The following is a 23,653-nucleotide window of genomic DNA, read 5'->3' as shown; positions in this document are numbered from 1 at the left end:
TGGAGATCAAGCCCAGACGTCAGCAGGAGGCGAAGTCGTCCAGCAGTGCCGAGGCGACCTCGACGTCCGGGCTGAGCTGGCGGTCGGCCATGTCCGGGTTGAGCTTGGACTCGGCGGCCTCGAAGGCGGCCCGCAGCGACTCGGTCCGCGGTGTGATGCCGCGTAGCCGCAGGGCGCGGACGGCGGCCACGACCTCACAGGCGAGGACGAGGCGGAACGCGCTCAGCGAGCGCAGGGCCTGGGAGGCGGACTGGAAGGCGAAGCTCGAGTTCTCCTCTTGGCCGCGCGACACGACGGCGTTGCCGATGCTCGCGGGTTCGGCGAGGGTGCGGACCTCGGCCAGCGCGGAGTTGGCGCTGTACTCGAGGATCATCACGCCCGAGCTGCCGGGCACGCCCTCGGCGAGGAACGGGCGCAGGCCGGTGAAGCTCGGCTCGACGAGCGTGGCGAGGCGGGCGGTCGAGATGTGGCCGGTGTGCAGCATCGAGAGCCGGAGCCGGTCGAGCGCCTGGCCCAGGTACGCGCTGTGGAACGCGCCGTGGTGGTAGGCGGCGTCGTCCTCCGGGCCGAAGTGGTCGGAGACGATCAGCGGGTTTTCGGCGGCGGCATTGAACTCGACGTCGAGCACCCGGCCCAGGTCGGTGGCGGCGTCGACGGCCGGGCCGTGGATCTGCGGGAAGCACCGGTAGCCGAACGGGTCCTGGATGCGCGCGGGCGGGCGTGGTGGTTCGCCGATCAGGCGGCGCATCTCGGCGGCCACGGCGACCTGTCCTGGGTGGGGGCGGCCGAGGTGGACGCGTTCGTCGTAAGCCTCGATGGCTCCGTCCACGGCGAGGAACGACAGCGCGGCGACGACGTGCGTGGCCTTGAGGAGCTGGTGCGCGTCCTGCCAGGCCAGGCCCGCCATGCCGATGGTGAGGGCGTTGCTGCTGATCAACGCCAGCGCGTCGCCCGAGTCGAGTTCGATCGGGTCGGGCGTCTGCGTGGAGCCGAGCCAGTAGCGCTCGCCGAGCAGGGTCAGGCCGGTTTCGGCGAGGGCGGTGAGGTCGCCCGTGCCGATGGCGCCGTACTCGTGGACGCCGGGGTAGCAACTGCCGTTAAGTGCGGCGAGCAGCGCGTCCGCCACGGCTCTGCGCACGCCTGCGCCGCCTGCGAGGAGCTGGTTGAGGCGCACGACCATCATGGCGCGCACCTGCTCCTCGGGGAGCATGCCGCCGAGCCCGCCCGCGTGGCTGCGCAGCAGGCGCAGGCCGTGCTCGGCCCAGCCCTCCGTGCTGACGATCTGGTCGCGGTTCGCACCGACGCCGGTCGTGCGGCCGTACACCTGTCGCCGCACCACAAGGCGCTGGCTGGCGCCCCACGACGCTTCGAGGCGTGCGACGCCATCAGCGTGCAGCGCCACCGGCGAGTGGTACCGCGCGACGCGCACGACGTCGTCGGCGCTGAGGGACTGACCGTCCAGGACGACAGGGGAGTCTTCGACCATGGCGCCAATGTGAGCACATAGGGTTCAGAGGTGCTCGTACTGCATGGCCTGTGCACGACCGACGGTGTTCTCGCACTGTGGGCCGAAGACTCCGGGCTGCCCGCACGTAGCGAGAGCACGCGTCGGGACGCACCGCACCCGTTCGCGGCGTCGGCCGAATCGCTGGCCGCCGCGCTCGGGCAGGAACCGCGCAAAACGACCACGCGGACGTTGCTCCTGCCGTCGTTCTCGTCGGGGCCGATGGCGTCGCCCGAACTGGTGCGCGATCCGCTGGCGGCGGGACGAGCGCAGCGCGGCAAGGTGCAGCTGCGGCAGTGGGGCGTGCCCACGATCCGCCTCGACGGTGCCCCGGAGCGTGGTGCCGAGGTGCGACTGAGTGACTCCGCGCGGTTCGTGTTCGACGTGGCCGCATTCGGTGCCGACCTGGTCGACCGCGGCCGCGTGCTGCCGTCGATCGCGCCGGAGCGGGCCGTCGCGCGGTGGGCGCCGGTGCTCTCGGGGACGGATTCGGCGCGGTTCGCGGCGCTGCAGGCCGCGATGCCGCCCGCCTGCCGGTGCGAGCAGATCGTCGGCGACCCGGCGGAACTCGTGCGCGCGGCACTGACGACAGCGGTCGACGAGCAGGTGCGGAGCCGGTTGAGCGGCACCGCTCTCGCCCCGGCGGGACGAGGCCGTGCGACGACGGCGGAGTCCTGGCTCGACGCGCTGACCGGCGAGCCCGCCTTCGACGCGGACCCCGTCGAACTTTACGAACTGCGCGAGCAACTGGACCGCTGGCGCGACAGCGCGGGCAACGAGAGCCCCGTGCGCACCTGCTTCCGGCTGCGCTCGCCGGAGCAGCGCAACGACGACGAGTGGGCCGTCGAGTTCCTTCTTCAGGCCGTCGACGAGCCGAGCGTTCTCGTGCCCGCGCAGCAGGTCTGGTTCGCGGACGACGGCGTGCTGCGGCGCTGGATCCCGGCACCGCAGGAGCACCTGCTGGCCGATCTCGGCCGCGCGAGCAAGCTGCATCCCGACCTGGACGAGGCGTTGCGCGGCTCGCACCCCGCCGAGATGGAGGTCAGCGCGGAGGGCGCGTACCGGTTCCTGACCGCCGCACCGGTGCTGGCGCAGGCCGGGTTCGGCGTGCTGCTGCCGTCGTGGTGGCAGCAGACGACGAAGCTGGGCCTGAAACTCACCACGAAGAGCCGCGGCACCGCCGGAACCGTCGCCAAGGAGAGCGAGATCGGCTTGAAGTCCATTGTGGACTACAAGTGGGAGCTCGCCCTCGGCGAGGACACGCTGACCGACGCCGAGCTCGCCGAACTGGCCAGGGCGAAGGTGCCGCTGGTCAAGGTGCGCGGCCAGTGGGTGCAGGTCGACCAGAAACGGCTCGCCGCCGGACTCGCGTTCCTCAAACGCGGCGGTGGGCAGATGACCGCCGTCGAGGTCATGCTCCACAGTGGACTGACGGCGGAAGACGAGAGCCTGCCGCTTCCGCTGATGTCCGTCGAGGCGGACGGCTGGCTCGGCGACCTGTTGTCCGGCAAGGCCGACGAGCAGCTCGAACCCGTCGAGCCGCCGGAGAACTTCGGTGCGCGGCTGCGTCCGTACCAGCAGCGCGGCCTGGCGTGGCTCGCGTTCCTCGACAGGATCGGTCTGGGTGCGTGCCTGGCCGACGACATGGGCCTCGGCAAGACCGTGCAGCTGCTGGCGCTGGAAGCCTTGAACCGTGCAGACGGCAAGAGGCCGCCCACGTTGCTGATCTGCCCGATGTCGGTCGTCGGCAACTGGCAACGCGAGGCAGCGCGGTTCACCCCGGACCTCTCGGTGCACGTGCACCACGGGGCGGACCGCCTGAACGGTGACGCGTTGCGCGAAGCCGTGGAGAGCCACGACCTGATCCTCACCACCTACTCGCTGGCCGCCCGCGACGCCGACGCGCTGAGCGACCTCACCTTCGACCGCGTGGTGCTCGACGAGGCGCAGAACATCAAGAACAGCTCGACCCGCCAGTCCCAGGCGGTGCGCCAGCTCAAGGCACGGCACCGCGTCGCGCTCACCGGCACGCCCGTCGAGAACCGCCTGGCCGAGCTGTGGTCGATCATGGACTTCGCCAACCCCGGTGTGCTGGGCACGGTCAACACGTTCCGCGCCCGCTTCGCCGTCCCGGTGGAGCGCCACAACGACCAGGACGCCGCCGCCCGCCTGCGCAAGATCACGAACCCGTTCGTGCTGCGCCGCGTGAAGACCGATCCGCGCATCATCAGCGACCTGCCGGACAAGGTCGAGATGCGCCAGCTCTGCAACCTCACCGCCGAGCAGGCCTCGCTCTACCAGGCCGTCGTCAACGACATGCTCGAGAAGATCGAGGAAGCGGACGAGGGCGTCGAGCGGAGGGGACTCGTGCTCGCGACCATGTCGAAGCTCAAGCAGGTCTGCAACCACCCCGCGCACTTCCTCGGGGACGGCTCCCGCGTCGCCGGCCGCTCCGGCAAGCTCACGCGCCTGGAGGAAGTGCTCGAAGAAGTGCTCGCCGAGGGCGACAAAGCGTTGTGCTTCACGCAGTTCACCGAGTTCGGCAGCATGCTCGTGCCGTACCTGGCCGCGCGCTTCGACACCGAGGTGATGTTCCTGCACGGCGGCACGAACAAGGCGTCCCGCGACCGCATGGTGGAGCGCTTCCAGGACAGCAAGGGCCCGTCGCTGTTCCTGTTGTCGCTCAAGGCGGGCGGCACCGGCCTCAACCTCACCGCCGCGAACCACGTGATCCACCTGGACCGCTGGTGGAACCCGGCGGTCGAGGACCAGGCGACCGACCGCGCGTTCCGGATCGGCCAGCGCCGCAACGTGCAGGTGCGCAAGTTCGTGTGCATCGGCACGCTGGAGGAACGCATCGACGCCATGATCGAGGAGAAGCGCGCGCTGGCCCAGCTGGTCGTCGGCGCCGGCGAGAACTGGCTCACCGACCTGTCCACCGCGCAGCTGCGCGACCTGCTGGCGTTGTCCGGGGAGGCCATCGGTGAGTGAGCACTGGTCCGGCGAACGTTCTCAGTACGGCAGGACCATCAAGGTCGACAACGGTCTCAAGGCCAAGAGCAAGCGCGGCGACATCGGCGCCACCTGGTGGTCGCGCCGGTTCATCGAGGTGCTGGAGTCCTTCGGCATGGGCGGCCGGCTGACCCGCGGCCGCAACTACGCGCGGCAGGGCCAGGTGCTGTCGTTGTCGCTGTCCACGAGCATGGTCATCGCCTTGGTGCAGGGCTCGCGCCCCACGCCGTACAAGGCGCGGATCGCGATCAAGTCGTTCACCGGTCAGGAGTGGCAGCGCATCGAGCACGCGCTGGCCGGCAAGGCCCTGTACGCGGCGAAACTGCTGGCCGGCGAGATGCCCGCGGACATCGAGACGTTGTTCGCCTCGCTGGGACTGCGGCTCTTCCCCGCGACGCAGCGCGAGATGACGATGGACTGCAGCTGCCCGGACTGGGAGGTGCCGTGCAAGCACCTTGCCGCCGTCTGTTACCTGCTCGCCGAGTCGTTCGACAACGACCCGTTCGAGATCCTCGCCTGGCGTGGCCGCAGCCGTGAGGACCTGCTCGACCGTCTCCGCGCGCTGCGCGGCACGGTGCGCTCCGCCGTGGCCCGTGAGGAGGCGCCGCCGCTGACGCGGTGCCTGGACACGTTCTGGCAGCGGCAGACCACGTCGAACCTCCACTTCGGCGATCCCACGGCGGTCGTGCGCACGGACGCGGTGCTCGATCAGCTCGACGGTGTGCCGATCACCGTGGGCCAGTCGTCGCTGGCCGACCTGTTGCGCCCGGCCTACCTGTCGCTGAAACCCGAGGAGTAGAGCTGGCGCGAGTCCGAACCGTCTTCCTGCGTCAGCGGATCCAGCCGAGGCGCAGGAACACCGACTCGCCCGGAGCGTCCTCCAGTCCGTCGTTGCCCACCACGCCGACGAGCCGCTGAAGCGGCCGGCTGCCGATCACCGTCACGCCTTCGACCCGTTGCCGGTGGCGGCCTTCGCGATCGCCTAGTGCCGCGGGACCTCCTTGGTGACAGCGCCGTCGTACCTACGGGCTTGCCGTCCTTGGACAGCGTCAGCTCTGCGCTCACCTTCGTGGTTGCCTCCATGGTGTCGATGGTCAGGATGCGGGTCGGGCCGTAGGCCGCGTCCGTCCCGGCGGGTTCGTTGGCCCACTGCGCGAAACCGGGAGTGCGTTGAGAGAGACGGTGGGTCGGGACGGCACTTCACGCGTAGGCCGTGGGATCCGCCGAGGCTGGGTTGCGTTCAGCGGTGAGGGCCGGCTCCACCGGATGGCAAATGGTCACTCGGCGGTATCGGTCAGCCGGGTACCGGGGTTGCGGAACCGTTGGAAGCACTGGGGTCCAGCGCGTTCAAGCGCGGGAGCGCAGTGCGGCGCGGAGGCGGCAGCCGTTGGCGAGATGGTGCTCGGGCGGCGGCGGTGACCAGCCGGGCGCGATGGGAGCCGGCTGACCCGTTGGGCGCTGTGTGGTCCGGGCGCGGTGGCTTGTGGGTGCGCGGAGGGCGAGCGGCTCGGGTCGGTCGGCGGTGGGTGAGTGGGCGGCTGGGCCCCCTTGCCCTGGGCTCAGTGGAGGAGCTTCTGCTTGGAGCGGTTGGCCCACAGGGTCACGCCGGCGCCGGCGAGGCCCACCTGCAGAGCCAGTTCGATCCAGTCGATTCCCGGGGTCTCGGCCACGCCCAGGACCGTGGCGGCCGCGGTGCCCAGCAGGGCGGCGACGATGCCCACGAGGATGGTCGCGAGCAGCGACACGTGTTGCCTGCCCGGGATCACCAGGCGGCCCAGGCCGCCGATGACCGCTCCGAAGAGCAGTGCGGTGAACAAGCCGTCGATCTCCACTGCGTACCCCCTGCGACTCTGGTGCCTGTCACTACAGAGTCCGCCGGGCTGAGGGGTCCGCGAATCAGGTCTTCCCCTGAGTGCCCCCTGAGTTCGCCCCTAGGAGCACGGCGGCTGTCGCGGAGAGTTCGCGGCCCGGCACGTCCGGGTCGCAGCCCACCCTGGCGAGGCGGGCCCGGATGGCCGTGGGGGAGCGCTCCATGGCGTCGGCCAGGGACCTGATCAGTTTCGGGGAGCCGGTCTCGGGCGAGGTGAGCCAGGCGGCGCGCAGGTCGGTGTCGAGGGCTTCGGTCCAGGGTTGGTTGGCGTTCGCGTGGCGGGACGGGCGGCTGCGCAGGCGCGTGTGGGCGCTCAGGACCCGCGCGAGGAGCTTGCCGATCGTGACGCCGCCCTCTACCGGCAGGCGGAGGCGGCCGTCCGCGATCACCTCGCCCGAGTCGAGTGAGCCGAGCAGGTCGAGCACCATCGATTCGTCGGAGTCGGTCGTCGCGCTCAGCCGGTAGTTGACCTCGCCGAGCTTGATCTCGTTGTGGAAGGTGGATGTCATGGGGTCGACGTTAGGGAGGGGGTCTGACGGTTTTTCCGGGGTTGGGCCCCGGAGGCCGTTGTGATGCGGGGAGTTCACTCGAAGGGGTGGTGGGCTAGCCCGAGGTCACGGACTTTCGGCTGGTCCCGATGTCAGCGGCGTCCGCGGCGGCGCGCCCCGCGCCCCACCCGGCGGCCGAGCGCACCGTCACGCGCGAGGTGCGCGTCTGCGTGAACATCTGCTCGAACAGCGTGTCCACGGCCAGCTTGCGGTCCGCGAGCACCGGCAGCAGCCGCTCGTCCGACGCGATCGGGTCGTCCGGAGCAGCGGGCGCGGCCGCCATCGCCTCCAGCCGCTCCCCGATCCGCGACGCGTACGCCACCAGGAACGACTTCCGGAACGGCCGCGAGCGCGCCTCACTGCCCTTGCCGGCGCGCCCGCCAACGGAGACCATCGCCCGTGTCGCCTGCACGAGCAGAGACGTCGACAGCAGCTCGACGCTCTCCAGGTCGACCTCGTCACCGACGAGAGCGATGAACCCGAACCCGTCATAAGCCACGGCCCGCGACCGGAAGGCCTCCGACACCACGTGCACGAGCTGTGACTTCTCCTTGAAGTAGCTCTTGTCCAGCCACATCCGCCGCGACGTCGCCTCCGCCGGCAGGTCCGCGTCGAGCATCGCCCGCTCCAGCGCGTGCCGGTTCATCAGCTCCTGCGCCTTGGCCGACAGCGCCTCCGCCTCCTCGGGGAACGCCGTCGACTCGGCCTTCGCCAGCAGGCCGCGCACCCGGTTGAGCACCTTCGGATCCAGCCCCGCGCGCACGGCCGACATCAGCACGTCGCCCGGCAACGGCAGGATCTGCGGCAACGAAGGCATCCGCCCGAGGAACTTCAACAGCTCGGCGGCCGTGCGGTTCGCATACGACAGCGTCTCGATGTGACGCGTCGCCCACGCCTCGATCAGCGGTCCCTCCCACCACACCGAGGCGCCGATCTCGTCCAGCTGACGCTGCCACCGCGGATGCACGGTCGCCGGAGCATGCGGCGAACAGGACAAAGCGATCACGTCCACCACGAGAGAGGCGGCCGACTCATCGAGCGAACGCGACACCATCTCGCGCACGTCGTACGGCAGCCAGCCGCGCTGCCAGAGCGCATCGACCGCTTTCACCAGTTCCACGCCATGCAGTATGAGACGTCCGCCATGTGCAAAGGTCGGGGACCACCTGGTAGACACGGGATGTGATCGAGCTCCAGTTCCGCGGCCGGACCATCGTCCGTGACCACGCGCTGGTGATGGCGATCATCAACCGCACGCCGGACTCGTTCTACGACAAGGGCGCCACCTACGCCGAGGACGTGGCCATGGAGGCCGTGCACCGCGTCGTGGACGAGGGCGCGGACATCGTGGACATCGGCGGTGTGAAGGCCGGCCCCGGCGATCTGGTCGACTCCGGCGAGGAAGTGCGCCGTGTCGTGCCGTTCATCGCCCGCGTGCGTGCCGCCTACCCGGATCTGATCATCAGCAGCGACACCTGGCGCGCGGACGTCGGCCGCCTCGTCTGCGAGGCCGGCGCCGACCTGCTCAACGACACGTGGGCGGGCGCGGACCCGCAGCTGGCCGAGGTCGCCGCGGAGTACGGCGCCGGCTACGTCTGCTCGCACACGGGCGGTGCGGTGCCCCGCACGCGTCCGCATAGGGTTAGTTACCCGAACCTCGTCGCGGACGTCATCGCGGAGACGACGTCGCGTGCGGAGAGGGTGGTCGCACTCGGTGTGCCTCGCAAGAGCGTGCTGATCGACCCCACACACGACTTCGGCAAGAACACATGGCACAGCCTCGCGCTGGTGCGGCACACGGACGAGCTGGTGGCGACCGGGTGGCCGGTGCTGATGGCTCTGTCCAACAAGGACTTCGTCGGGGAGACCCTCGGCGTGGAACTGAACGAGCGCGTCGAGGGCACCCTCGTTGCGACCGTGATCGCGGCGTTGGCGGGCGCCGCGGTCTTTCGCGCGCACGAGGTGGCGCGCACCAGACGAGTACTCGAGTCCGTCGCTCGACTCTGAGCTGGAGGTAACAGGTGGACGACGTCTTCGCCCGGTTTTCGGACGACCGGTGGGACGACTTCCTCGACGAACTCGACAAGATCCGCGTGAGCGTGGTGGATCCCGCGGAACGACAGCAGCTGAAGGTCACCGCACGCCGCGACGCACGAGAAGCAGGCACTCAGCCGTTGCTCGTGCGGATGGCCCTCGCGGACCACTACCTGAACCTGCTCGCCATCGGCGTGTGGGCGGGCGACGAGAGCTGGCGTGCCGATCTGCGTGACCTGGTCGTCTCTCTCGTTCCCGCGGAGGACGAGTCACGTGACGACGCACTGCTGAGCTCTGTCATCGCCGTGGTGCTCGCACAGTTGCTGCAGGACGCACGCCTGCGCGGCGGTTCCGAGGCCGACGTCATCGCACGGTCGGCGTGGGAGAAGGCCCAGGAGTGGGCTGCCTACGCGGAGGACCGTCACGTGGAACGGCTCCTGTACGCCTCCACGGAGGCCGGTGCGCGCGTGGTGACGGCCTCGGAGGTGCAGGAGGTCGTCGAGCTCGCCACGGCCGCAGCGGACGACCAGCACGCCGAAACGATCGCCGCTCTGGAGACCGAAGGCTTCACCGCGGAGTTCATGAACGGCGTGTGGGTGGTGGAGGGCGAGTTCCGCAACGCGGTGCGGGCCGCTGCGCGCGCGATCACGCTCACGGGCCACGGCTGTGTCCTCGCGCGCAACATTCGGTCATCGGCCGTGATGCTGTGGCACGAGAACACGCTCGCCATGGCTGACTCGAAGGTGCCGCGCTGGCGCGTCTACCCGATGCTCGCGCCCGTTACGCCGCAATCGAAGTTTTCCGGCGGTGAAGGCTTGCCGTTCACCCGCGAGACACACCCGTTGGCACCCGCTCCAGAAGTCGTCCGCCGGTTGGCGGACGCAGTTGGTGTCAACCTGTCCCATCTGCTGGCTGCATTGCGGTGAAAGGGTGATCTTTGACGTTCCGTAACCTCGAGTCGTTATCTTGGTGTCATGCCCAGATTCGCCGAGTTCGATGTGGAAGGCCTGCGGAAATCCAGCGCCGTAGCGGACTTTCCCTGGTCAGAGACGTGGGTCACGTTGATCCGCGTTGATGCCAAGGGAGTTGTCCGGCAAGCCAAGTCGTTGACGGAGAAAGTTTCTTTGCTGACCGTCGCGTCAGACAAGGACCTCGTCATCGCGTCCTGTCCGGAGATTTACGCGGTCGACGACCTGTCGGCCGCCCGTGCCGCCGTCAGGGCTTCGGTCGCACGCGAAATGATCCCAAGCCTCGGATGAATGACTCCCGCCACTCGGGCTCAGCGGCGAGCACGAGTTCCGGGAAACGCCGAAGGAGCGTTCCGAACGCGATCTCACCTTCGATACGAGCCAGCCGCGCCCCCACGCAGTAGTGGATCCCGTGACCGAACGCGACGTGTGGGTCTCGGCCCAGCTGCACCACGTCCGGACCGGAATACCGGGACGGATCCCGGTTCGCCGCCCCCAGTGAGACGGTGACCTGCGAGGATCTCGGAATCGTGACCCCTCCGATCACCACGTCGGAAGTGGCGACACGGCCCACCCCCATGGCCAGTGGACCGTCGAGGCGCAGGAACTCCTCGACGGCCTCCGGAATCATGATCGGATCGTCGGCCAGCGACCGCTGCAGGGCGGGATCGCGCAGCAGGGCGAGCAGGCCGTTGCCGATGAGCTGCACGGTCGTCTCGTGGCCTGCTGTGATGAGCAACACAAGGTTCATCACCAGGTTCGGTTCGTCGCGGAGCTCGGTGATGACGTCGTCACCGGGCCCCTTCGTGGCCAGGAGACGCTCCACGTACGCGGCGAACCGGCCGAACGCCTCGACCATGGTCTCGGGTGCGAGCAGCTCCGCGGACAGCTTCCGGACCTCATCTCTGTCCTCTTTGGGCACACCTAGGAGTTCACAGATGACGGTGATCGGCAGCGGGTAGGCGAACGTTTCGATGACGTCCACCTCCTCCGCGCCCTCCCACGCGTCGAGCAGCTCGTTGGCGATTTCCTCGATGCGCGGCCGTAGGGCCTCCATCCGCCGTGTGGAGAACGCACGTGCGATGGGCTTGCGCAACTGCGTGTGCTCCGGCGGGTCCGTGTGGTTCAGCATGCCGCCGGGGATGATGGCGCTGCTGAGATCCGGGTGGCTGAGAGCCTGTACGACGTCGTCGTAGCGGCTGATCACCCACGACTTCTGGCCGTCCGGGGTCTCGATCAGCGCGGGGCCCCGCTCGCGCCACTCGTCGAAGTACGGGATCGGATCGGTGAAGAAGCTCATGCCGCTCATCGTGGCGTTTGCGCTGTTCAGGGGCATGAGTAGGCGACCACCCATCTTGTCGGCGGGGATCACCTAGCCTGACGGTATGGGGTGGCCGTTCGTGGGGAGGGACGCCGAACTCATCGCGGTCCGGCGCGCGGTGCGAGGTGCGGGGCTGATCGTGGCGGGTCCTGCCGGCGTGGGCAAGACACGGCTGTTGGACGAGGTCGAGTGCGACGTCCGGTTGCGTGCCACGGCGGCGATGTCGGAGATTCCACTCGGCGTGATGGCACCTTTCTTGCCGTCGGTGGATCCCTCGCCGTTGGCGATGTTGACCGCCGCACGGACGGCGCTGCGCGGTCGCGTCGTGGTGGTCGATGACGTCCATCTCCTCGACGACGCGTCGGCAGGTCTGCTGCACCAGCTCGTACAACACCGGGAAGCCGTCGTGGTGGCGACGTTGCGTTCGGGCGAACGCGCGCCGGAACCGGTGGTGGCGCTCTGGAAGGACGAACTGCTGCCGCGCATCGAGCTCGAGCCGCTCGGACGTGCGGCGGTGGTCGAGGTGCTGGAGACCGTGCTCGGCGGCGTGCTGGACAGCGTGACGGCCGATCGGCTGTGGACAGCGTCCGCCGGAAACATGTTGCTGCTGCGAGAGATGCACTTCGCTGCGCAGTGGGTGTCGCACGGCGGTGTGTGGTCATTGGACGGACCGCTGCCGTTGTCGCCACGGCTGGTGGAGCTGATCGAGGCACACCTCGGCGCCGTGCCCGCCGAGGAACGCCGGGTGCTGGAGCTGCTCGCGTTCGGTGAGCCGCTGGACCTGGCCGCGTCGGAGACGTTGGACGGGCTCGTGACCGTGACCGATGACGGACTGAGGCTCGCGCATCCGTTGTACGGCGAGGTGTTGCGCGCGCAGTGCCCTCCTCTGCGCAAGCGGAACCATCAGCGGTACCTGGCTTCCGTGCTCGACGATCCGTTGCGAGTAGCGGTGTTGCGCCTGGACAGCGGTACGGCGGACGATCCCGAGTTGCTTCTGCGGGCGGCGAACATCGCCAGCGCGACAGGTGGTGTCGTTCTGGCAGAACGGCTCGCACGAGCCGCATGGTCCGTCGGTGGTGGTGTCGAGGCCGCACGACAGTTGGCCCTCATCCTGTTGTTCACGGATCGTGCGGAGGAAGCCGAGAAGGTCTTCGCGCCGGTCGCGACCGACGACGACCCGATCGAGGTCCGCACCATGCGCGCGATGAACCTCGGTTGGGCTCTCGGGCGCACCGAGGAAGCCGCAGAGATGATCATGATGCCGGCGGGACGGGCCGTGTTCCTGTTCTTCGACGGCAAGTACGACGAGGCTCGTGCGCTGCTCTCGCCCTCGGATTCGGGTGAGGCGGCGATCCTCGCGATGATCGACGTGGTGCAGGGCCGCTACACGGGACCGTTCCCGGTGGTTCCGCCGCACCCCGAGGTTGGACTGGGCGCCGAGATGAACTTGTTCTCCGAGGTGTTCGTGTACTCCATGCACGGTGAACTGGCCCGTGCGGAGCGTCTTGCCGTGCAAGCGCATCGGGAGAAGGCCGAGTGGGATTCCATGCGGTCGAGCTGGGCCGTGTCGTGCGCCGGCTTGGCACGCGCTGGTGGCCGGCTGCTCGAAGCACGGCGCTTACTGCGAGAAGCACGGCCCACGCAGCCGTTCGTGCGGCTCTGCGAACTCGCTCACGTGGAGGCGTTGCTGGGCAACGACGCGCGTGCACTGCTCGCCGAGGCGGAACCGCTGGCGCCGCCGGGAATGCGCCCGTACGGCATCGGGCTGTGGCAGGCGAGGATCTGGGCGGGCGGGACGTCGCCGTTCGAGGCGGCAGAGGACGCCAGGACGCACACCGAGTTCGCCGCCGAGGCGGTGTTCCTGCACGAGGCGGTGCGGCTCGGGCGCGCTTCCGACGCCTTGGAACGGCTGCGGGAACTCGCCGCCACCATGACCGGGCTGCTGGTCCCGGTGTACGCGGCGCACGCGGAGGCGTTGGTGCGCAACGACTCCGCGGCGCTGGAGGAAGTGGCCGCGCGGTTCGAGAAAGCCGGGTACGTGCTGTTCGCGGCGGAGGCCGCCGCCGCGTCGGGCAACCGCGCGCTGGCCGGACGGTTGATCGGCCTGTGCGAGGGTGCGCGAACACCCGCGCTGGCCGGGGTGACGTTGGTGCCGCTCACCAAGCGGGAGCGTGAGGTCGCCGTGCTGGCCGCACGGGGACTTACGAACAAGGAGATCGCCGAGTCGCTGGTGATCTCCGTGCGGACTGTCGACAACCACCTGTCCAGCACGTACGCGAAGCTCGGGATCGCGACGCGCGGCGAACTCGCGCTGGTTCTCGGGGATGACCTCGACAGACCGGGGATAACGCTCGGCACGGTTCGGACGACAGGGTCGGCATGACCGCGATCGACCGGGTGGCCGAGCTCATCCAGGAACGCAACCGCATCGATGCCGAACTAGCCGAGCGCATCGGGCGTCCGGCGCTGACCGCGCACCTCGGCGAGTGGATCGCCGTCCAGGTCTTCGGCATCGTGCTGGAGACGTCCAAAGGCATCAACGGCAGGTTCCGCGACGGCCGGTCGGTGGACGTGAAGTGGTACCCGAAGCGGGAAGGGCTGCTGGACCTGAAGGAGGAAGGTCCGGACCTCTACCTGGTGCTGGCCGGGCCCAAGGTGCCTCCCGCCAGCTCTCGCGGCACGACGAGACCGTTGGTCATCGACGCCGTGTACCTGTTCGACGCCGCGGCCCTCGTGGCCGACCTACGCGCGCGTGGACGCAGAATCGGTACCGCGTCCAGTGTGCGCACGGAACTGTGGGCGGCCGCGGAGATCTATCCGCGGCGCAACCCGTTGTTCTCCGTCGCCGCCGAGCAGCGTGAACTGCTGGCGTTGTTCGGGAGTTAGTCGTCGGCCGTGAGGCTGTGTCCGTCCCACGTGAAGCGCACGGTCGTCACGGCATCGTCCCCGTCCGTGCCGGTCGTGAGCTGGTGGATGGCGATGCCGGTCAGCTCCCGGTAGTCGCACCACTCGTGGTCCGACGTGAGCACCAGGTCGAGGTCGAAGTTCACCAGCAGTTCCAGCAGCTGACCGCGGTTCGTGGCGTCGACGCCGACGAAGACCTCGTCCAGCAGGATCAGGCGGGGTGCGGTCGGGGTGGCGTGGTAGTGCGCGGCCGCCGCGGCGAACAGCGGAAGGTGCAGCACGATGGCCTTCTCGCCGCCGGACAACGCGCCGTGCACGCGCTTGGTGACGGGCACCCAGCCTTCGCCTCGGTCCACCTTCACGACGAACTGGTGCCACGTCGTGTAGTCGAGCACCTGGGCGAGTTGTTGTTCCCAGCCCGTCGCGGAGTCGTGCGCGCGTGCTTCCTCCACGCGCTCGCGGAAGAACTGGTGCAGCAACGCGCGTTCGTCGTCGTTCAGGTCTGAACGCAACAGGAGATCGCGGGCCTCTCGGGTACCCGGCGGCAGCTGGGGATCGACCTGCCAGTCGAGTTGCACGCGGATGCCGGACGCTGTTTGGACGCGCTCCAAGCGCTGGTTCATGGTGCCGACGAGCTCGGACGCGCCCTGGATGCGCTGGGCGATGTGCCTTCGGGTGTCGCCGGTCAGGGTCTGGTCGAAGAGGTCGCGTTCGCCGTCCGTGATGTGCGTGCGCACGCGGTCACGTTCGGCTTGCAGTGCTTGAAGCAGGGCGTGCGCACCCATGCGCGCGCCGTCCAGCGTCGCGGTCAGCACGGTGACGTCGTCGTCGGGGTCGAGCGACAGGTCGATGCGGCCGGCCAGCTGGTGCTGCGCCTGGTGCACGGCGGCACCGAGACGAGACTCGGAGTCGCGGATCAGGCGCGGGTCCACCGGTCCGTCGGGCACCTCGCCGGCGTCGGCGGGCAGGTGGCCGCTGGTCAGATGCCGATAGCGTGCTTCGGCCGCCTCATGCACGACAGCGGCTTCCGCGGCACGTGCGGTGTCGCCCTTGCGTTTCTCCTCCAACGTGCCGAGTGTGCGCGCCAGGCCCGTTTGCTTGTCCTGCAGTAGTTCGCGTTCCTCGGCCAGCGCGAGAGCCTTGGCGCGCAACGAGATGAGCTGCTGGTCCAGGGCCTGGAACTCGGAGCCCGCGGCACGTTCGACGGTCTCCAGCGTGATGGCGAGGTCGGCGGCCTCCTGCTGACGGGCGGCCGTCGTCTCCTCGGCCTCGTCGGCCAGCGCGCTGCTCGTCGAGGCACGGCTGCCGGCCTCGACCGACAGCGCCTCGGTGGTGAACGCGTCGTGGCGGTCGTCCAGCCAGCGGTGGGCCGCGGTGGCGAAGGCCGACAGCGCGTCCGCGTCCGGAATGTCGGTCGTGGCGGCGTGCTGGGCGACGACGGCCTCGGCGTCCGCCACCCGCTGGGCTGCGGCCGCGACGGCGTCTTTCCTCGCCGCACAACGCAACTGCGCCTTGGTCCGCTGCTCTTCCGCGATCTCGATCGAGTCGGTCGAGGGTTGCCTGGCCATCTCACCGGCCAGCGTCGCGCGGCGAACGGCGATCTGGTTCAGCGCGGCGTCCACACCGGACAGATCGGTGGCGAGCTGCTCGATCAGGCCGGTCAGCTCGGCGATCCGGCCCGCGCGGGCCCGTTTGCGGGCGTCCGCGCCGATGTAGGTGGGGAAGTCCTTGGTCCAGCGGCCGTGCGCGTTGGCCAGCCGCCACGTCCCGTCCGCGCCGATCGCGACGGCGTGACCGGTGGCCGTGTCGCCGAACGCGACGCCCTCCAGGAACCGGCGGCAGCGCTCGTCGTCGGTGACGAGCACCTCCAGCAGCGTGTAGCCGGGAGCGGGTGGTGCCAGCGAAGGTTCGGCGAAACGGTCCCGGTCGGACATGCCGAACGAGTTGTCCGGTGTGAGCCACGCGTCGAGTAGCCCCGACGCCTCCAGGGCCGCCTCGACCGCGCCACGCACGGGCAGTGGCGTGCCAGGGCGGAAGTCGACCAGACGCCACAGAGGGGCGCCCACGGCATGAGCGCGGTACTCGTCGTCACGCGTGTACGGCGCGGGCGGCGGCACGTCGACCTGGTTGGCAAGCTTCTCGCGGATAGCGTTGTACTGCGAGAGCTGGCCGTTCAACGCCGTGCGCGTCTCCTCCAGACGCGCCTCGATGCGGCTGAACTCCTCGCGAGCGCGTGCAGCGGCCTCGACGACCTCGCCGTGCTCGGACACGTTCAGCTCGGAACAACCGTGCGCCCACGTGTCGAAGTCCGCGCGGAACTTCGCAAACGCTTGCTCGAACGTCCGCTGCGCCACGGTTTCCGCGTTCGTGGCGAGGTCGAGCTCGTCACGCGTTTCCTCATGCCGTTGACGTGCGGCATTCCGTGCGTCGACGGCTTTCTCGTGCGCGGCGACGGCACGACTGATCGAGTTGATCTCGGTGGACCTGGACTCGATGGCGGCGGTGAGCAGCTGACGGCCCGACCGCGCGTCGGCGTGGGACTCGATCTCCTCGAACAGCGACGGCATGCCCGCGTGCTCGGCGGCTTCCCGTGCGATCACGGCAGAGCGTCGCAGCTCATCGGCACGTGCGGCCGCATCGGACTTGGCCTGCTCCGCCTGCTCGTCGTCGGCAACGGCACGCGCGCGAAGTTTCACGGCGTGCGCGGTGGCCTCCGAAGCCCGCACGTTCGCGGCGGAAAGCTGCTGCCGCAACAGGTCGAGCTGCTTTCCCTCCTGGTAGGCGGGCAGGTCGGAGATGCCGGAGATCTGGGCGTCGACCGCGCTCGCCTCGCGTCCCAGCGCCGCGAGCTGGTCGAACGCCTCGTCGGTCAGCGTGATCTGCCGCTGGTAGCGGCGTTCGCTCATCCGCGCGGCCCGCGTCAGGTCCTCGAGCTGCTCGGTCGCCGACTCCAGCGCCCGTGCGGCCACTCCGAGAACGCGCTGGGCGTAGCCGCGCTGCACGTCCGCCAGCCGTTCGGCGGTGGAGATCTCCTCGTCGAGCCGCCGCAGTTCCTCGCGCTGGCGGTCGAGCCGTTCGAACCCCTCGGCGATCTCGGTCAGATCGGACTGGTCCAGCGGCGGAAGTGCCTTGGACAGCAACGAGGACAGCACGCTCGGGTCGAGCCGCTCGGACAGCTTCGGCGTGCGCAGCTGCAACAGCGCGGTGATCAGCGAGTCGTACCTCTGCTCGCTCACGCCGGGGAACAACGTCGTCCGCACCGTATGGCGGTAATCGGCCGGTGAGGCGTGCACGACGCCGTAGTCGCCGATCGCGTCAATGAGATCGCTCTTGGTCAACGGGCGCCCAGCCTCGTTCACCAGCGCCAGATCACCGATCCGGAGCGACGTCGTGAAGTACGTGGCGATGACGTTCGACGTGTTCGTGGTGGCCTGGAGCCGCGCACCGCACGTGAACCACTGCTCGCCGTGCTGGAACTCCAGCCACACGTACCCGACGCGCGTACTGCCCTGGTTGCCCTCGCCCATGAGGTTCCAGTGCATCGTGCGGTCCGCACTGCCGAACGTCGACAGACGGTGCGGACGCAGGTTCGCGTCGAACAGGTACGGCAGCAGCAGCTCGAGCGCTTTCGACTTGCCCGTGCCGTTGGGGCCTCTGAGCAGCAGCCTGCCCTGGTAGAACGAGAAGATCTCGTCGTAGTAGCGCCAGACGTTGATGATGCCGGCGCGGCTCGGTTGCCACCGGTCAGTCATTGAGCTCCTCGACCGCGTACCTGGCTGCGGCGGGCAGCCTGTGAACGGTGCCGTTCTCCGTGCGCGCGAGCCCGAACGCCGCCAGCAGTTCGAGCCCGTCCGCCGCCAGCCTGCCCGCGCCACCGTCCGACTGGTAGGCCTTGGCCCAGGTGCGGAACTTCGTGAGCAGCTCGCGTACTTCCTCGACCAGGTCCTCCGTGGTGGCCGGGCCCTGTGCAAGCCGGTCGAGCAACAACAACGCGGCGACCTTCGCGTGGTTGTCGTCGTCCGGGAACCTCGTGTCCGTGGCGATCGCGTCGGCGTCGACCACGAGATAGCCCTCGGCGCGTTCCTCCAGCGTGCACCCGGCGAGCCGGATACCCGTCTGGACGACCTTGCGCCCGGCGGGGGACGTCAGGAACGCGAGCTGGCTCGCAGTCAGATCTTCCTTGTAGAGCACCGGATCGTCGATGAGCCTGCGCATCACGGAGTGCCGTTGCCACAGGCTGCGGTGCGCGTTGTCGTAGCGGGTCTCGCGGGTCAGGCCGGCGATCGTGTCCACTGTGGAGGGCGGCGCCGGCGCGGCCAGCAGGCGGGTGACGAGCGTCGGGTCCGCGCGGACGTGCTCGCCGGTCTCGACGGCGCCGTGGTCTTCGAGGAACGTCAGCACGTCGTTGAACGCGTTGCGGTCGCTGCGCCTGGCCGGATCGAACTGGATGCCGTCCTCGGCGGCGGCCTGCCTGGTGCGGCTGGTCAGCTCGTCGAGCGTGCTCACCGGCACCGTCAGCAGTTCCGCGCACACGAGGCACAGCAGCGTGTAGCGCCGCCGGTCGAACGCCGGCCGCGTGCGGTCGGGCCGTTGCGTCACCTTGAAGAGACGCGCGTATCCCGCGCGCGGCTCGACGATCACACGCCAGCCGCAGTAGTAGTCGAACCACTTCGTGATCGGTTCGCGGCGCCTTCTGATGAGGTCGAAGCCATCGTGGTCCTGCGTCGCGGTGAGCAACGGGCGCGCGAGCAGCAGACGAACACCACGCGCCACCTCTTCGCTCTCCAGCCGTGCGAGCTGGTTCCCCGGACGGCTCATCGGCTCTGCACGTCGATCACGTAGTCGGGCCCGCTCAGCGTGCCCTTCTGGGTGGTCATGGTCGCCCAGCCGCGCGCGTTGCGCAGGTTGATCTGCATCCGCCCGTCGCTGGTGCCGGCCGTGCGCGTGCCGGTGCTGTCCGGATCGCTGCCCAGCGCCCTGCCGACCAGGTCGATCAGCCGGTGGAACGTGTCATGGTCGAGGTTGGTGAGCGTCGAGATCCGGATCGCGCCGTCGGTCTGGATCTGCGACCACGCGTACTCGAGCTCGGCGCGTTCCTTCTCCGCCTGCTCGCGGCGGTTGCGGCGCACCTCGTCGACGTTGCGGACCTTGCCGGTGCTGCCGATGTGCTCCTGCTTGCCGGTAGCGCGCAGTTGCGGCGACACGGGCACCGGCGGCGTGTTGTGCCACGCCTCGCCGCTCGGCAACAGCTCACCGTCGGCGTGCGCGAGATGCGCGTGCCGCGCCGGCCACAGCCCGAACGCGGCGTTGAACAGCTCGTGCGCCTCGTCCTCGGTCTCGGTCCGCGCAAACCACCGGGCGAGCGCCCTGAAGTCGGCCGCCGTGTTCGTGGGCTTCTTGCGCTGCTCGCTGATCCGGTCGAGCACTCGCAGCAACTGCACGATCGCCTTGCGCGACACGTCCTGCAGCTCCTCGACACGCGGCGGGTTGTCGCAGAACCAGCTGCGGAGGCTGCCCCAGTTCTCTTTCCGTTGCTGCAACCACTGGTCCGGGACGAGCCCGGCGCCGTTGCGCGCGCGTTCGTGCAGCTCGGCGGGGTCGATGGCGCTGATGGCCTCGCGGATCTTCAGCTTGCGCGCGTCCAGTTCCGCGATGAAGTCACGCAGGTAGGTGACCGTCGTGCGTTTGACGTCCTGGAACGTGGCCAGATCCGCCTGGTCGTCCCTCAGGAGCCTTTGCAGGTCGGCGTTGAACCGCGTCGTGCCGGTCTTGAACGCTTCGAGATGGCCTTCGAGCTGTGTGAGCGTGGCGAACGCCTGGCGCTCGTCCAGCGGCTTCTGAAGTTCGTCGAGGTGGGCCGCGATGGCGTCGAGCACGGCGGTCTGCAGCGCGCCGTCCGTGGTGAGGGTGTGGACGGCGTGCCGGACGCCGGCGTACGCGGCCTCGCCTGGTTTCGTCAGGCCGTAGCGGTGCTGCGACGCGTCGAGCAGGCCCCATTGACGGAGAGCGTTGAGGGACGCGGTGAGCTCGTCGTCCGTCACCTGCTCGGACCAGCCGACGCCCCTCAGCCGTTGCTGCACGTCATCGGCGGTGAGGACGGTCTGCAGGCACTCGTTCGCCACCCCGAACACGCGCATCACCGCAGTGTGCAGCTCCGCCTGGTCGGTCGTGGTGAAGCGGAACAGGTCCGCGGGCACCGGTGGAAACGTCGTCACCTGTGCCACCGTAGCTTGTCGCAGTAGGGCTTTCGGGTGACAGGGTGGGAGGCCATCAGGCCTCCAAATCGCTCAGGAGGTCGTCCAGTACGTTCGCGATGCGGATGCCGCCCCAGTCGATGTCGCCGTGGTAGCGCAGGGTCCCGTGTGCGGAGCCAGTGGACGATCATCGTCCAAGGCGTGGGCGACCGCGGCGCATCGAGGGCCGTGGTCCTCCCAGAACAGCAGGAGGAACGCGGCGCCGTACGCGCAAAGGGCGAACCAGGCGAGGGTCAGCCAACGCTGGTGATGTCCTGTCACGCCACCGGGTTCTTGTCGCGGAACATGCGGAACGTGATGAAGAGCGCGACTACCGGAATGCCCATGAGAGACAGCATGTACGCGACCTTGTTCGGGTCTCTGCGTTCGGCGAGCGCCCACTCCGCGCTTGACTGGGAAGACCGTCCGGAACGTACGCGGTTGTTGGTCATCGGCACGCGGTTGCCGATGTCGGCTGGCGTGAGCGAGGAGTTCTTGTTGCTGTATGGGTACTGCTTGCCATCGTCGGCGACGATGGTGGCGTTGCAATGCCAGAGGGCGCCAAAGGCCCACCAGTTGCGTGCGCACGAGATGCTCTCCGCGTAGCCCCTTGGATCGCCGCCCCAGAGAACGGCGGCGATGCCGATCCGCCTCGGTTTGGTCACGAGCCTTCCTTGGGATCCTGGTGACCGCCATTGCCCACCGACTTGTTCAGCTCTTTCCCCAGTTCCTTCGCCGGGTGGACCAGGTCGCCGTAGTTCGGCATCAGGTGGCTGATGTCCCGGCTGGCCACGGCACGCACCCAGTTCTGGCCGTCGAGCACGCCCTTGCTCATGGGCGAGTCCACGCGGTCCGCCGCGCGACCGGCCGCGTAGCCAGGGTCGCCCATGTTCTCGCTGCGCGTGCTGAGCGGCGGCTGGTTCATCTTTTCGTAGAAGTCCTTGACCTTTTGCTTGCGCGCCGGGCCGTTCTCCTTCACACGGTTCGCCCAGTCGTCGGCTTTCCGGCTCGTGCGCTGGGCGAAGTCGTCGACCTTGTTCATTGCGTTGTCGACACCGTCCTGGACCCGCCTGCTCGCGTTGCCGAGTCCCTCACCGACGTTGTCGAGCGTGTCCGCCCGGGACACCCTCGTCGCGGAGTCGGACGCCAGTTCCGCCGCGCGCTGGTTGCCGTAGCGGCTGTTCGGCATCTGCCTGCTCAGCGCGGCCAGGTCGTCCGCCTGCTTGCGCATCGCCTCGCCTGCCTTCTTCGCCAGGGAAGCGAGCTTGTCGAGGGCCTTGAACAGCTTGGCGACGAACCTCGCGATCTTGGTACCGATCTCGACGGCCTTGGTCACGGCGCGGGTGATGAAGGCGGCGATCGAGGCACCGGCCGTGGGGATGGCCGACGCGGCGGCCGGGATGCCCCACATCAGCAGGGTGCCCGCGAGGTCGGCCAGCAGGTCGCGGATCAACGCCCTGGAGGCGGCGACGACCGCGCCGGCCACCTTGATCTTGTTCGCCGCCGAGGAAGCCGCGGCGGAAGAGCCCTGCAGTTGCGCGACCAGGCTGCTGCACCGGGTCCGGTACGCGTCGGCGGCGTCGCCGGTCCAGTCCGCGAGCGCCTTCGCCTGGTTTCCGTAGGCGGTGGCCTCCTCGTTCAGGCGTTTGGCGATGTTCTCCCATGTCTTGCTGACCGCCTCGATCGCGGGAGGATCACCCGCGAGCTTGTCGAAGGGTTCGCGGATGAAGCCCACGTTCTCGATGATCCAGCCGACGACGGACGAGGCGAGCGTGCCGAGCGGGTCGGTGAGCAGACCGGCGACGTCGAGCACCATCGCGGCACCGTCTATGCCGAGGGCGACCGGGTCGATGTCCTTGCCTTCGAGGAACGGCCTGACCAGGTCCTCGCCGGTGTCGGCGAAACCAGCACCGGCGAACGCCTTCTTTTCGGGCTCCTTCTTGGCGATCAGCGGATTGCTCATCGGTTCGTTCCTTCAGGCTGGGCCGACGCTGGTCCGGTTTCTTCCGCATCATCGGATTTCCTCTTGCGGAACATGCGAACGGTGATGATGAACGCGACTCCCGGTATGCCGACGATGGAGAGGGCCACGAGGGCTTTGATGGGCTCGCGCAGTTCGGTGACCCCCCATTCCACGGATGGGGCTGAAGAACCGCTGGTCCGCACTCGGTGGTTGGTCATCGGCACGCGCTGGCCGACGTCGGCGGGCGTGAGTGCGGAACTGCCGTCGTGGTAGCGATAACGCTTGCCGTCGTTGGCGACGATGGTGGCGTCGCAGGACCAGAGGACTCCGAAAGCCCACCAGTTCCTCGAACAGGAGATGTCCTCGGCGTAGCCCTTCGTCTCTCCGCCGGAACCGACCTCGCCACCGAAGAACCGGGGCGCGGCTTGGGCGAGGTAGAGGGCGACGATCCAGAGGACGGTCGCGATCGCGATGCGCTTTGCCATCTTCATCCGTCCACTCCCCGGAGGGAGGCGCGGTTGGCGTCTTCGGTCTGCTGGTAGGTCTCCGCGGTGGAGCAGAGGCCGTCGCCGGTGGCCTCGAACGCCTTGGGCAGTTCGGCGAGCAGCAACTTCGCCTTGTCCAGTTCGTCGTTGAAGATCCACGACCACGCTTGGCAGAGCTCACCCATCACGGCGGGGCCCAGGCTCACCTGGGAGGCGGAGGCGACCTCCTGCAGAGACGGGGAGAGCCGGCCGACGATCTGCTTGCCGTGGGCCGCGATGGCCTCGGACTGCGCCGCGAAGCCGGTCATCGCAGCACCGAGCTTCCGCCGAAGTCGTCGTCATCGCCCTGGGGTGGTGCGGGACGGCCTGGGGCGGGTGGCGGTTCGGCGACGGTGCCCGCCGGGTCGATCACGGCGATGCCCTGCTCGACCTGTTCGCGCAGGAAGGCCATGCCCTCGCCGTCACCGAGGATCGGGCGCATCGTGTCCTCGATCTTGCGGGCGGCCTCGACCTGGGCGCGGCGGATGGTGTCCATGATCGTGCGGCCCAGGGCGGTGTGGCCGAGGTCGTCGGCGCGCGGGGTGAGCTGGAGTGACTCGATTCGGCCGCCGGAGCCCACGGTGACGATGACCGAGCCGTCAGGGCTCTGGGCTTCTGTGCGGGATTCGCGGAACGCCGTCTGGATGGCGTTCGCCTGTTCCTGGGCCTGGTGCAGGCGCTGTTCGAAGTTCGCGAGGAACGCGTGCGGATCGGTCACGATCGAATGATCGCATTCGTACGAACTCTCCGCGCACGGTTCGGCACAATGCGT

General features: G+C 69.0%; 20 protein-coding genes and 1 pseudogene. 7 read left to right on the top strand and 14 right to left on the bottom strand.

Translation table 11 applies throughout. The features are described 5' to 3' along the window. Window positions 1-19 precede the first annotated feature (19 nt). The gene (locus tag IG04_RS0125170; protein ID WP_030479179.1) at window positions 20-1,486 is read right to left on the bottom strand and encodes an aromatic amino acid ammonia-lyase; all 1,467 of its coding nucleotides are present in this window, start codon (window positions 1,484-1,486) and stop codon (window positions 20-22) included. 30 nt (window positions 1,487-1,516) lie between these two features. On the opposite strand from IG04_RS0125170, the gene IG04_RS0125165 reads away from it, so the two are divergent. Next, entirely contained in the window at window positions 1,517-4,495 is a 2,979-nt protein-coding gene (locus IG04_RS0125165; protein WP_030479178.1) for a DEAD/DEAH box helicase, read from the top strand. Beyond that, the gene (locus tag IG04_RS0125160) at window positions 4,488-5,315 is read left to right on the top strand and encodes an SWIM zinc finger family protein (protein ID WP_036015821.1); all 828 of its coding nucleotides are present in this window, start codon (window positions 4,488-4,490) and stop codon (window positions 5,313-5,315) included. The genes IG04_RS0125165 and IG04_RS0125160 overlap by 8 nt, the downstream gene beginning before the upstream one ends. Before the next feature lie 760 nt (window positions 5,316-6,075). On the opposite strand, the gene IG04_RS0125145 is transcribed toward IG04_RS0125160, so the two are convergent. The 3 genes from IG04_RS0125145 to IG04_RS0125135 all read right to left on the bottom strand — a co-directional run bounded on the left by IG04_RS0125145 (window position 6,076) and on the right by IG04_RS0125135 (window position 8,054). Next, entirely contained in the window at window positions 6,076-6,348 is a 273-nt protein-coding gene (locus tag IG04_RS0125145; RefSeq protein WP_030479176.1) for a hypothetical protein, read from the bottom strand. Between the two features lie 64 nt (window positions 6,349-6,412). Beyond that, the gene (locus IG04_RS0125140; protein WP_036015820.1) at window positions 6,413-6,895 is read right to left on the bottom strand and encodes a hypothetical protein; all 483 of its coding nucleotides are present in this window, start codon (window positions 6,893-6,895) and stop codon (window positions 6,413-6,415) included. A 94-nt stretch (window positions 6,896-6,989) separates the two neighbouring features. Next, entirely contained in the window at window positions 6,990-8,054 is a 1,065-nt protein-coding gene (locus IG04_RS0125135; protein WP_051770650.1) for a DUF2786 domain-containing protein, read from the bottom strand. Window positions 8,055-8,116: 62 nt separating this feature from the next. Between IG04_RS0125135 and folP the strand changes: the two genes are divergently transcribed. From folP to IG04_RS45530, 3 genes are read left to right on the top strand one after another with little or no spacing between them, the layout of a single operon-like run. Then, on the top strand, window positions 8,117-8,941 hold the full coding sequence (gene folP / locus IG04_RS0125130; protein WP_030479173.1) for a dihydropteroate synthase: 825 nt from the start codon (window positions 8,117-8,119) through the stop codon (window positions 8,939-8,941). Window positions 8,942-8,955: 14 nt separating this feature from the next. After that, window positions 8,956-9,894, top strand: a complete 939-nt coding sequence (locus tag IG04_RS0125125) for a hypothetical protein (protein WP_030479172.1) — start codon at window positions 8,956-8,958, stop codon at window positions 9,892-9,894. 48 nt (window positions 9,895-9,942) lie between these two features. Then, window positions 9,943-10,227, top strand: a complete 285-nt coding sequence (locus tag IG04_RS45530; RefSeq protein ID WP_084401906.1) for a hypothetical protein — start codon at window positions 9,943-9,945, stop codon at window positions 10,225-10,227. Here IG04_RS45530 and IG04_RS0125120 read toward each other — a convergent pair. Next, entirely contained in the window at window positions 10,184-11,236 is a 1,053-nt protein-coding gene (locus tag IG04_RS0125120) for a cytochrome P450 family protein (RefSeq protein ID WP_051770649.1), read from the bottom strand. The genes IG04_RS45530 and IG04_RS0125120 overlap by 44 nt on opposite strands. A gap of 85 nt (window positions 11,237-11,321) precedes the next feature. Here IG04_RS0125120 and IG04_RS48665 point away from each other — a divergent pair, with 85 nt between their 5' ends. Further along, window positions 11,322-13,640: a helix-turn-helix domain-containing protein gene (locus IG04_RS48665; protein WP_030479170.1), complete on the top strand. Its 2,319-nt coding sequence runs from the start codon at window positions 11,322-11,324 to the stop codon at window positions 13,638-13,640. After that, on the top strand, window positions 13,637-14,143 hold the full coding sequence (locus tag IG04_RS0125110; RefSeq protein WP_030479169.1) for a hypothetical protein: 507 nt from the start codon (window positions 13,637-13,639) through the stop codon (window positions 14,141-14,143). Before IG04_RS48665 ends, IG04_RS0125110 begins: the two co-directional genes overlap by 4 nt. Here IG04_RS0125110 and IG04_RS0125105 read toward each other — a convergent pair. From IG04_RS0125105 to IG04_RS44240, 9 genes and pseudogenes are all read right to left on the bottom strand, one after another. Further along, the gene (locus IG04_RS0125105) at window positions 14,140-17,913 is read right to left on the bottom strand and encodes a TIGR02680 family protein (protein WP_036015818.1); all 3,774 of its coding nucleotides are present in this window, start codon (window positions 17,911-17,913) and stop codon (window positions 14,140-14,142) included. The two genes, IG04_RS0125110 and IG04_RS0125105, sit on opposite strands and share 4 nt — an antisense overlap. After that, window positions 17,906-18,979, bottom strand: a complete 1,074-nt coding sequence (locus IG04_RS0125100) for a TIGR02678 family protein (RefSeq protein ID WP_030479314.1) — start codon at window positions 18,977-18,979, stop codon at window positions 17,906-17,908. The genes IG04_RS0125105 and IG04_RS0125100 overlap by 8 nt, the downstream gene beginning before the upstream one ends. Further along, window positions 18,976-20,376 carry a TIGR02677 family protein gene (locus IG04_RS0125095; protein ID WP_245816482.1) on the bottom strand — a complete coding sequence of 467 codons (1,401 nt, stop codon included), beginning with the start codon at window positions 20,374-20,376 and terminating at the stop codon, window positions 18,976-18,978. The genes IG04_RS0125100 and IG04_RS0125095 overlap by 4 nt, the downstream gene beginning before the upstream one ends. Window positions 20,377-20,431: 55 nt before the next feature. Beyond that, window positions 20,432-20,518: pseudogene (locus IG04_RS48990) on the bottom strand (DUF2399 domain-containing protein); the annotation flags it as partial. Window positions 20,519-20,672: 154 nt separating this feature from the next. Further along, window positions 20,673-21,059 (bottom strand): DUF6346 domain-containing protein, encoded by a 387-nt coding sequence (locus tag IG04_RS0125090; protein WP_030479166.1) that lies wholly within the window; start codon window positions 21,057-21,059, stop codon window positions 20,673-20,675. Next, window positions 21,056-22,357 (bottom strand): WXG100 family type VII secretion target, encoded by a 1,302-nt coding sequence (locus IG04_RS44245; RefSeq protein ID WP_051770647.1) that lies wholly within the window; start codon window positions 22,355-22,357, stop codon window positions 21,056-21,058. Before IG04_RS44245 ends, IG04_RS0125090 begins: the two co-directional genes overlap by 4 nt. Next, on the bottom strand, window positions 22,354-22,848 hold the full coding sequence (locus IG04_RS0125080; protein ID WP_144065550.1) for a DUF6346 domain-containing protein: 495 nt from the start codon (window positions 22,846-22,848) through the stop codon (window positions 22,354-22,356). The genes IG04_RS44245 and IG04_RS0125080 overlap by 4 nt, the downstream gene beginning before the upstream one ends. Then, a complete protein-coding gene (locus IG04_RS0125075) occupies window positions 22,845-23,150 on the bottom strand; it encodes a hypothetical protein (RefSeq protein ID WP_030479163.1) in 306 nt (101 codons plus the stop codon). Before IG04_RS0125075 ends, IG04_RS0125080 begins: the two co-directional genes overlap by 4 nt. After that, window positions 23,147-23,599 (bottom strand): YbaB/EbfC family nucleoid-associated protein, encoded by a 453-nt coding sequence (locus IG04_RS44240; protein WP_051770645.1) that lies wholly within the window; start codon window positions 23,597-23,599, stop codon window positions 23,147-23,149. The genes IG04_RS0125075 and IG04_RS44240 overlap by 4 nt, the downstream gene beginning before the upstream one ends. Window positions 23,600-23,653 lie beyond the last annotated feature (54 nt).

It is taken from the genome of Lentzea albidocapillata, from assembly GCF_000719115.1.
Taxonomy (GTDB): domain Bacteria; phylum Actinomycetota; class Actinomycetes; order Mycobacteriales; family Pseudonocardiaceae; genus Lentzea; species Lentzea albidocapillata.
Note: the sequence above shows the minus strand (reverse complement) of the source record. Positions and strands in the feature narration are given on the sequence as shown.

Coding starts and splice junctions, on each gene's coding strand:
- IG04_RS45530 (WP_084401906.1), top strand. CDS start 9,943: ATGCCCAGATTCGCCGAGTTCGATGTGGAAGGCCTGCGGAAATCCAGC.
- IG04_RS0125140 (WP_036015820.1), bottom strand. CDS start 6,895: ATGACATCCACCTTCCACAACGAGATCAAGCTCGGCGAGGTCAACTAC.
- IG04_RS0125110 (WP_030479169.1), top strand. CDS start 13,637: ATGACCGCGATCGACCGGGTGGCCGAGCTCATCCAGGAACGCAACCGC.
- IG04_RS0125075 (WP_030479163.1), bottom strand. CDS start 23,150: ATGACCGGCTTCGCGGCGCAGTCCGAGGCCATCGCGGCCCACGGCAAG.
- IG04_RS0125170 (WP_030479179.1), bottom strand. CDS start 1,486: ATGGTCGAAGACTCCCCTGTCGTCCTGGACGGTCAGTCCCTCAGCGCC.
- IG04_RS0125100 (WP_030479314.1), bottom strand. CDS start 18,979: ATGAGCCGTCCGGGGAACCAGCTCGCACGGCTGGAGAGCGAAGAGGTG.
- IG04_RS48665 (WP_030479170.1), top strand. CDS start 11,322: ATGGGGTGGCCGTTCGTGGGGAGGGACGCCGAACTCATCGCGGTCCGG.
- IG04_RS0125105 (WP_036015818.1), bottom strand. CDS start 17,913: ATGACTGACCGGTGGCAACCGAGCCGCGCCGGCATCATCAACGTCTGG.
- IG04_RS44245 (WP_051770647.1), bottom strand. CDS start 22,357: ATGAGCAATCCGCTGATCGCCAAGAAGGAGCCCGAAAAGAAGGCGTTC.
- IG04_RS0125080 (WP_144065550.1), bottom strand. CDS start 22,848: ATGAAGATGGCAAAGCGCATCGCGATCGCGACCGTCCTCTGGATCGTC.
- IG04_RS0125120 (WP_051770649.1), bottom strand. CDS start 11,236: ATGAGCTTCTTCACCGATCCGATCCCGTACTTCGACGAGTGGCGCGAG.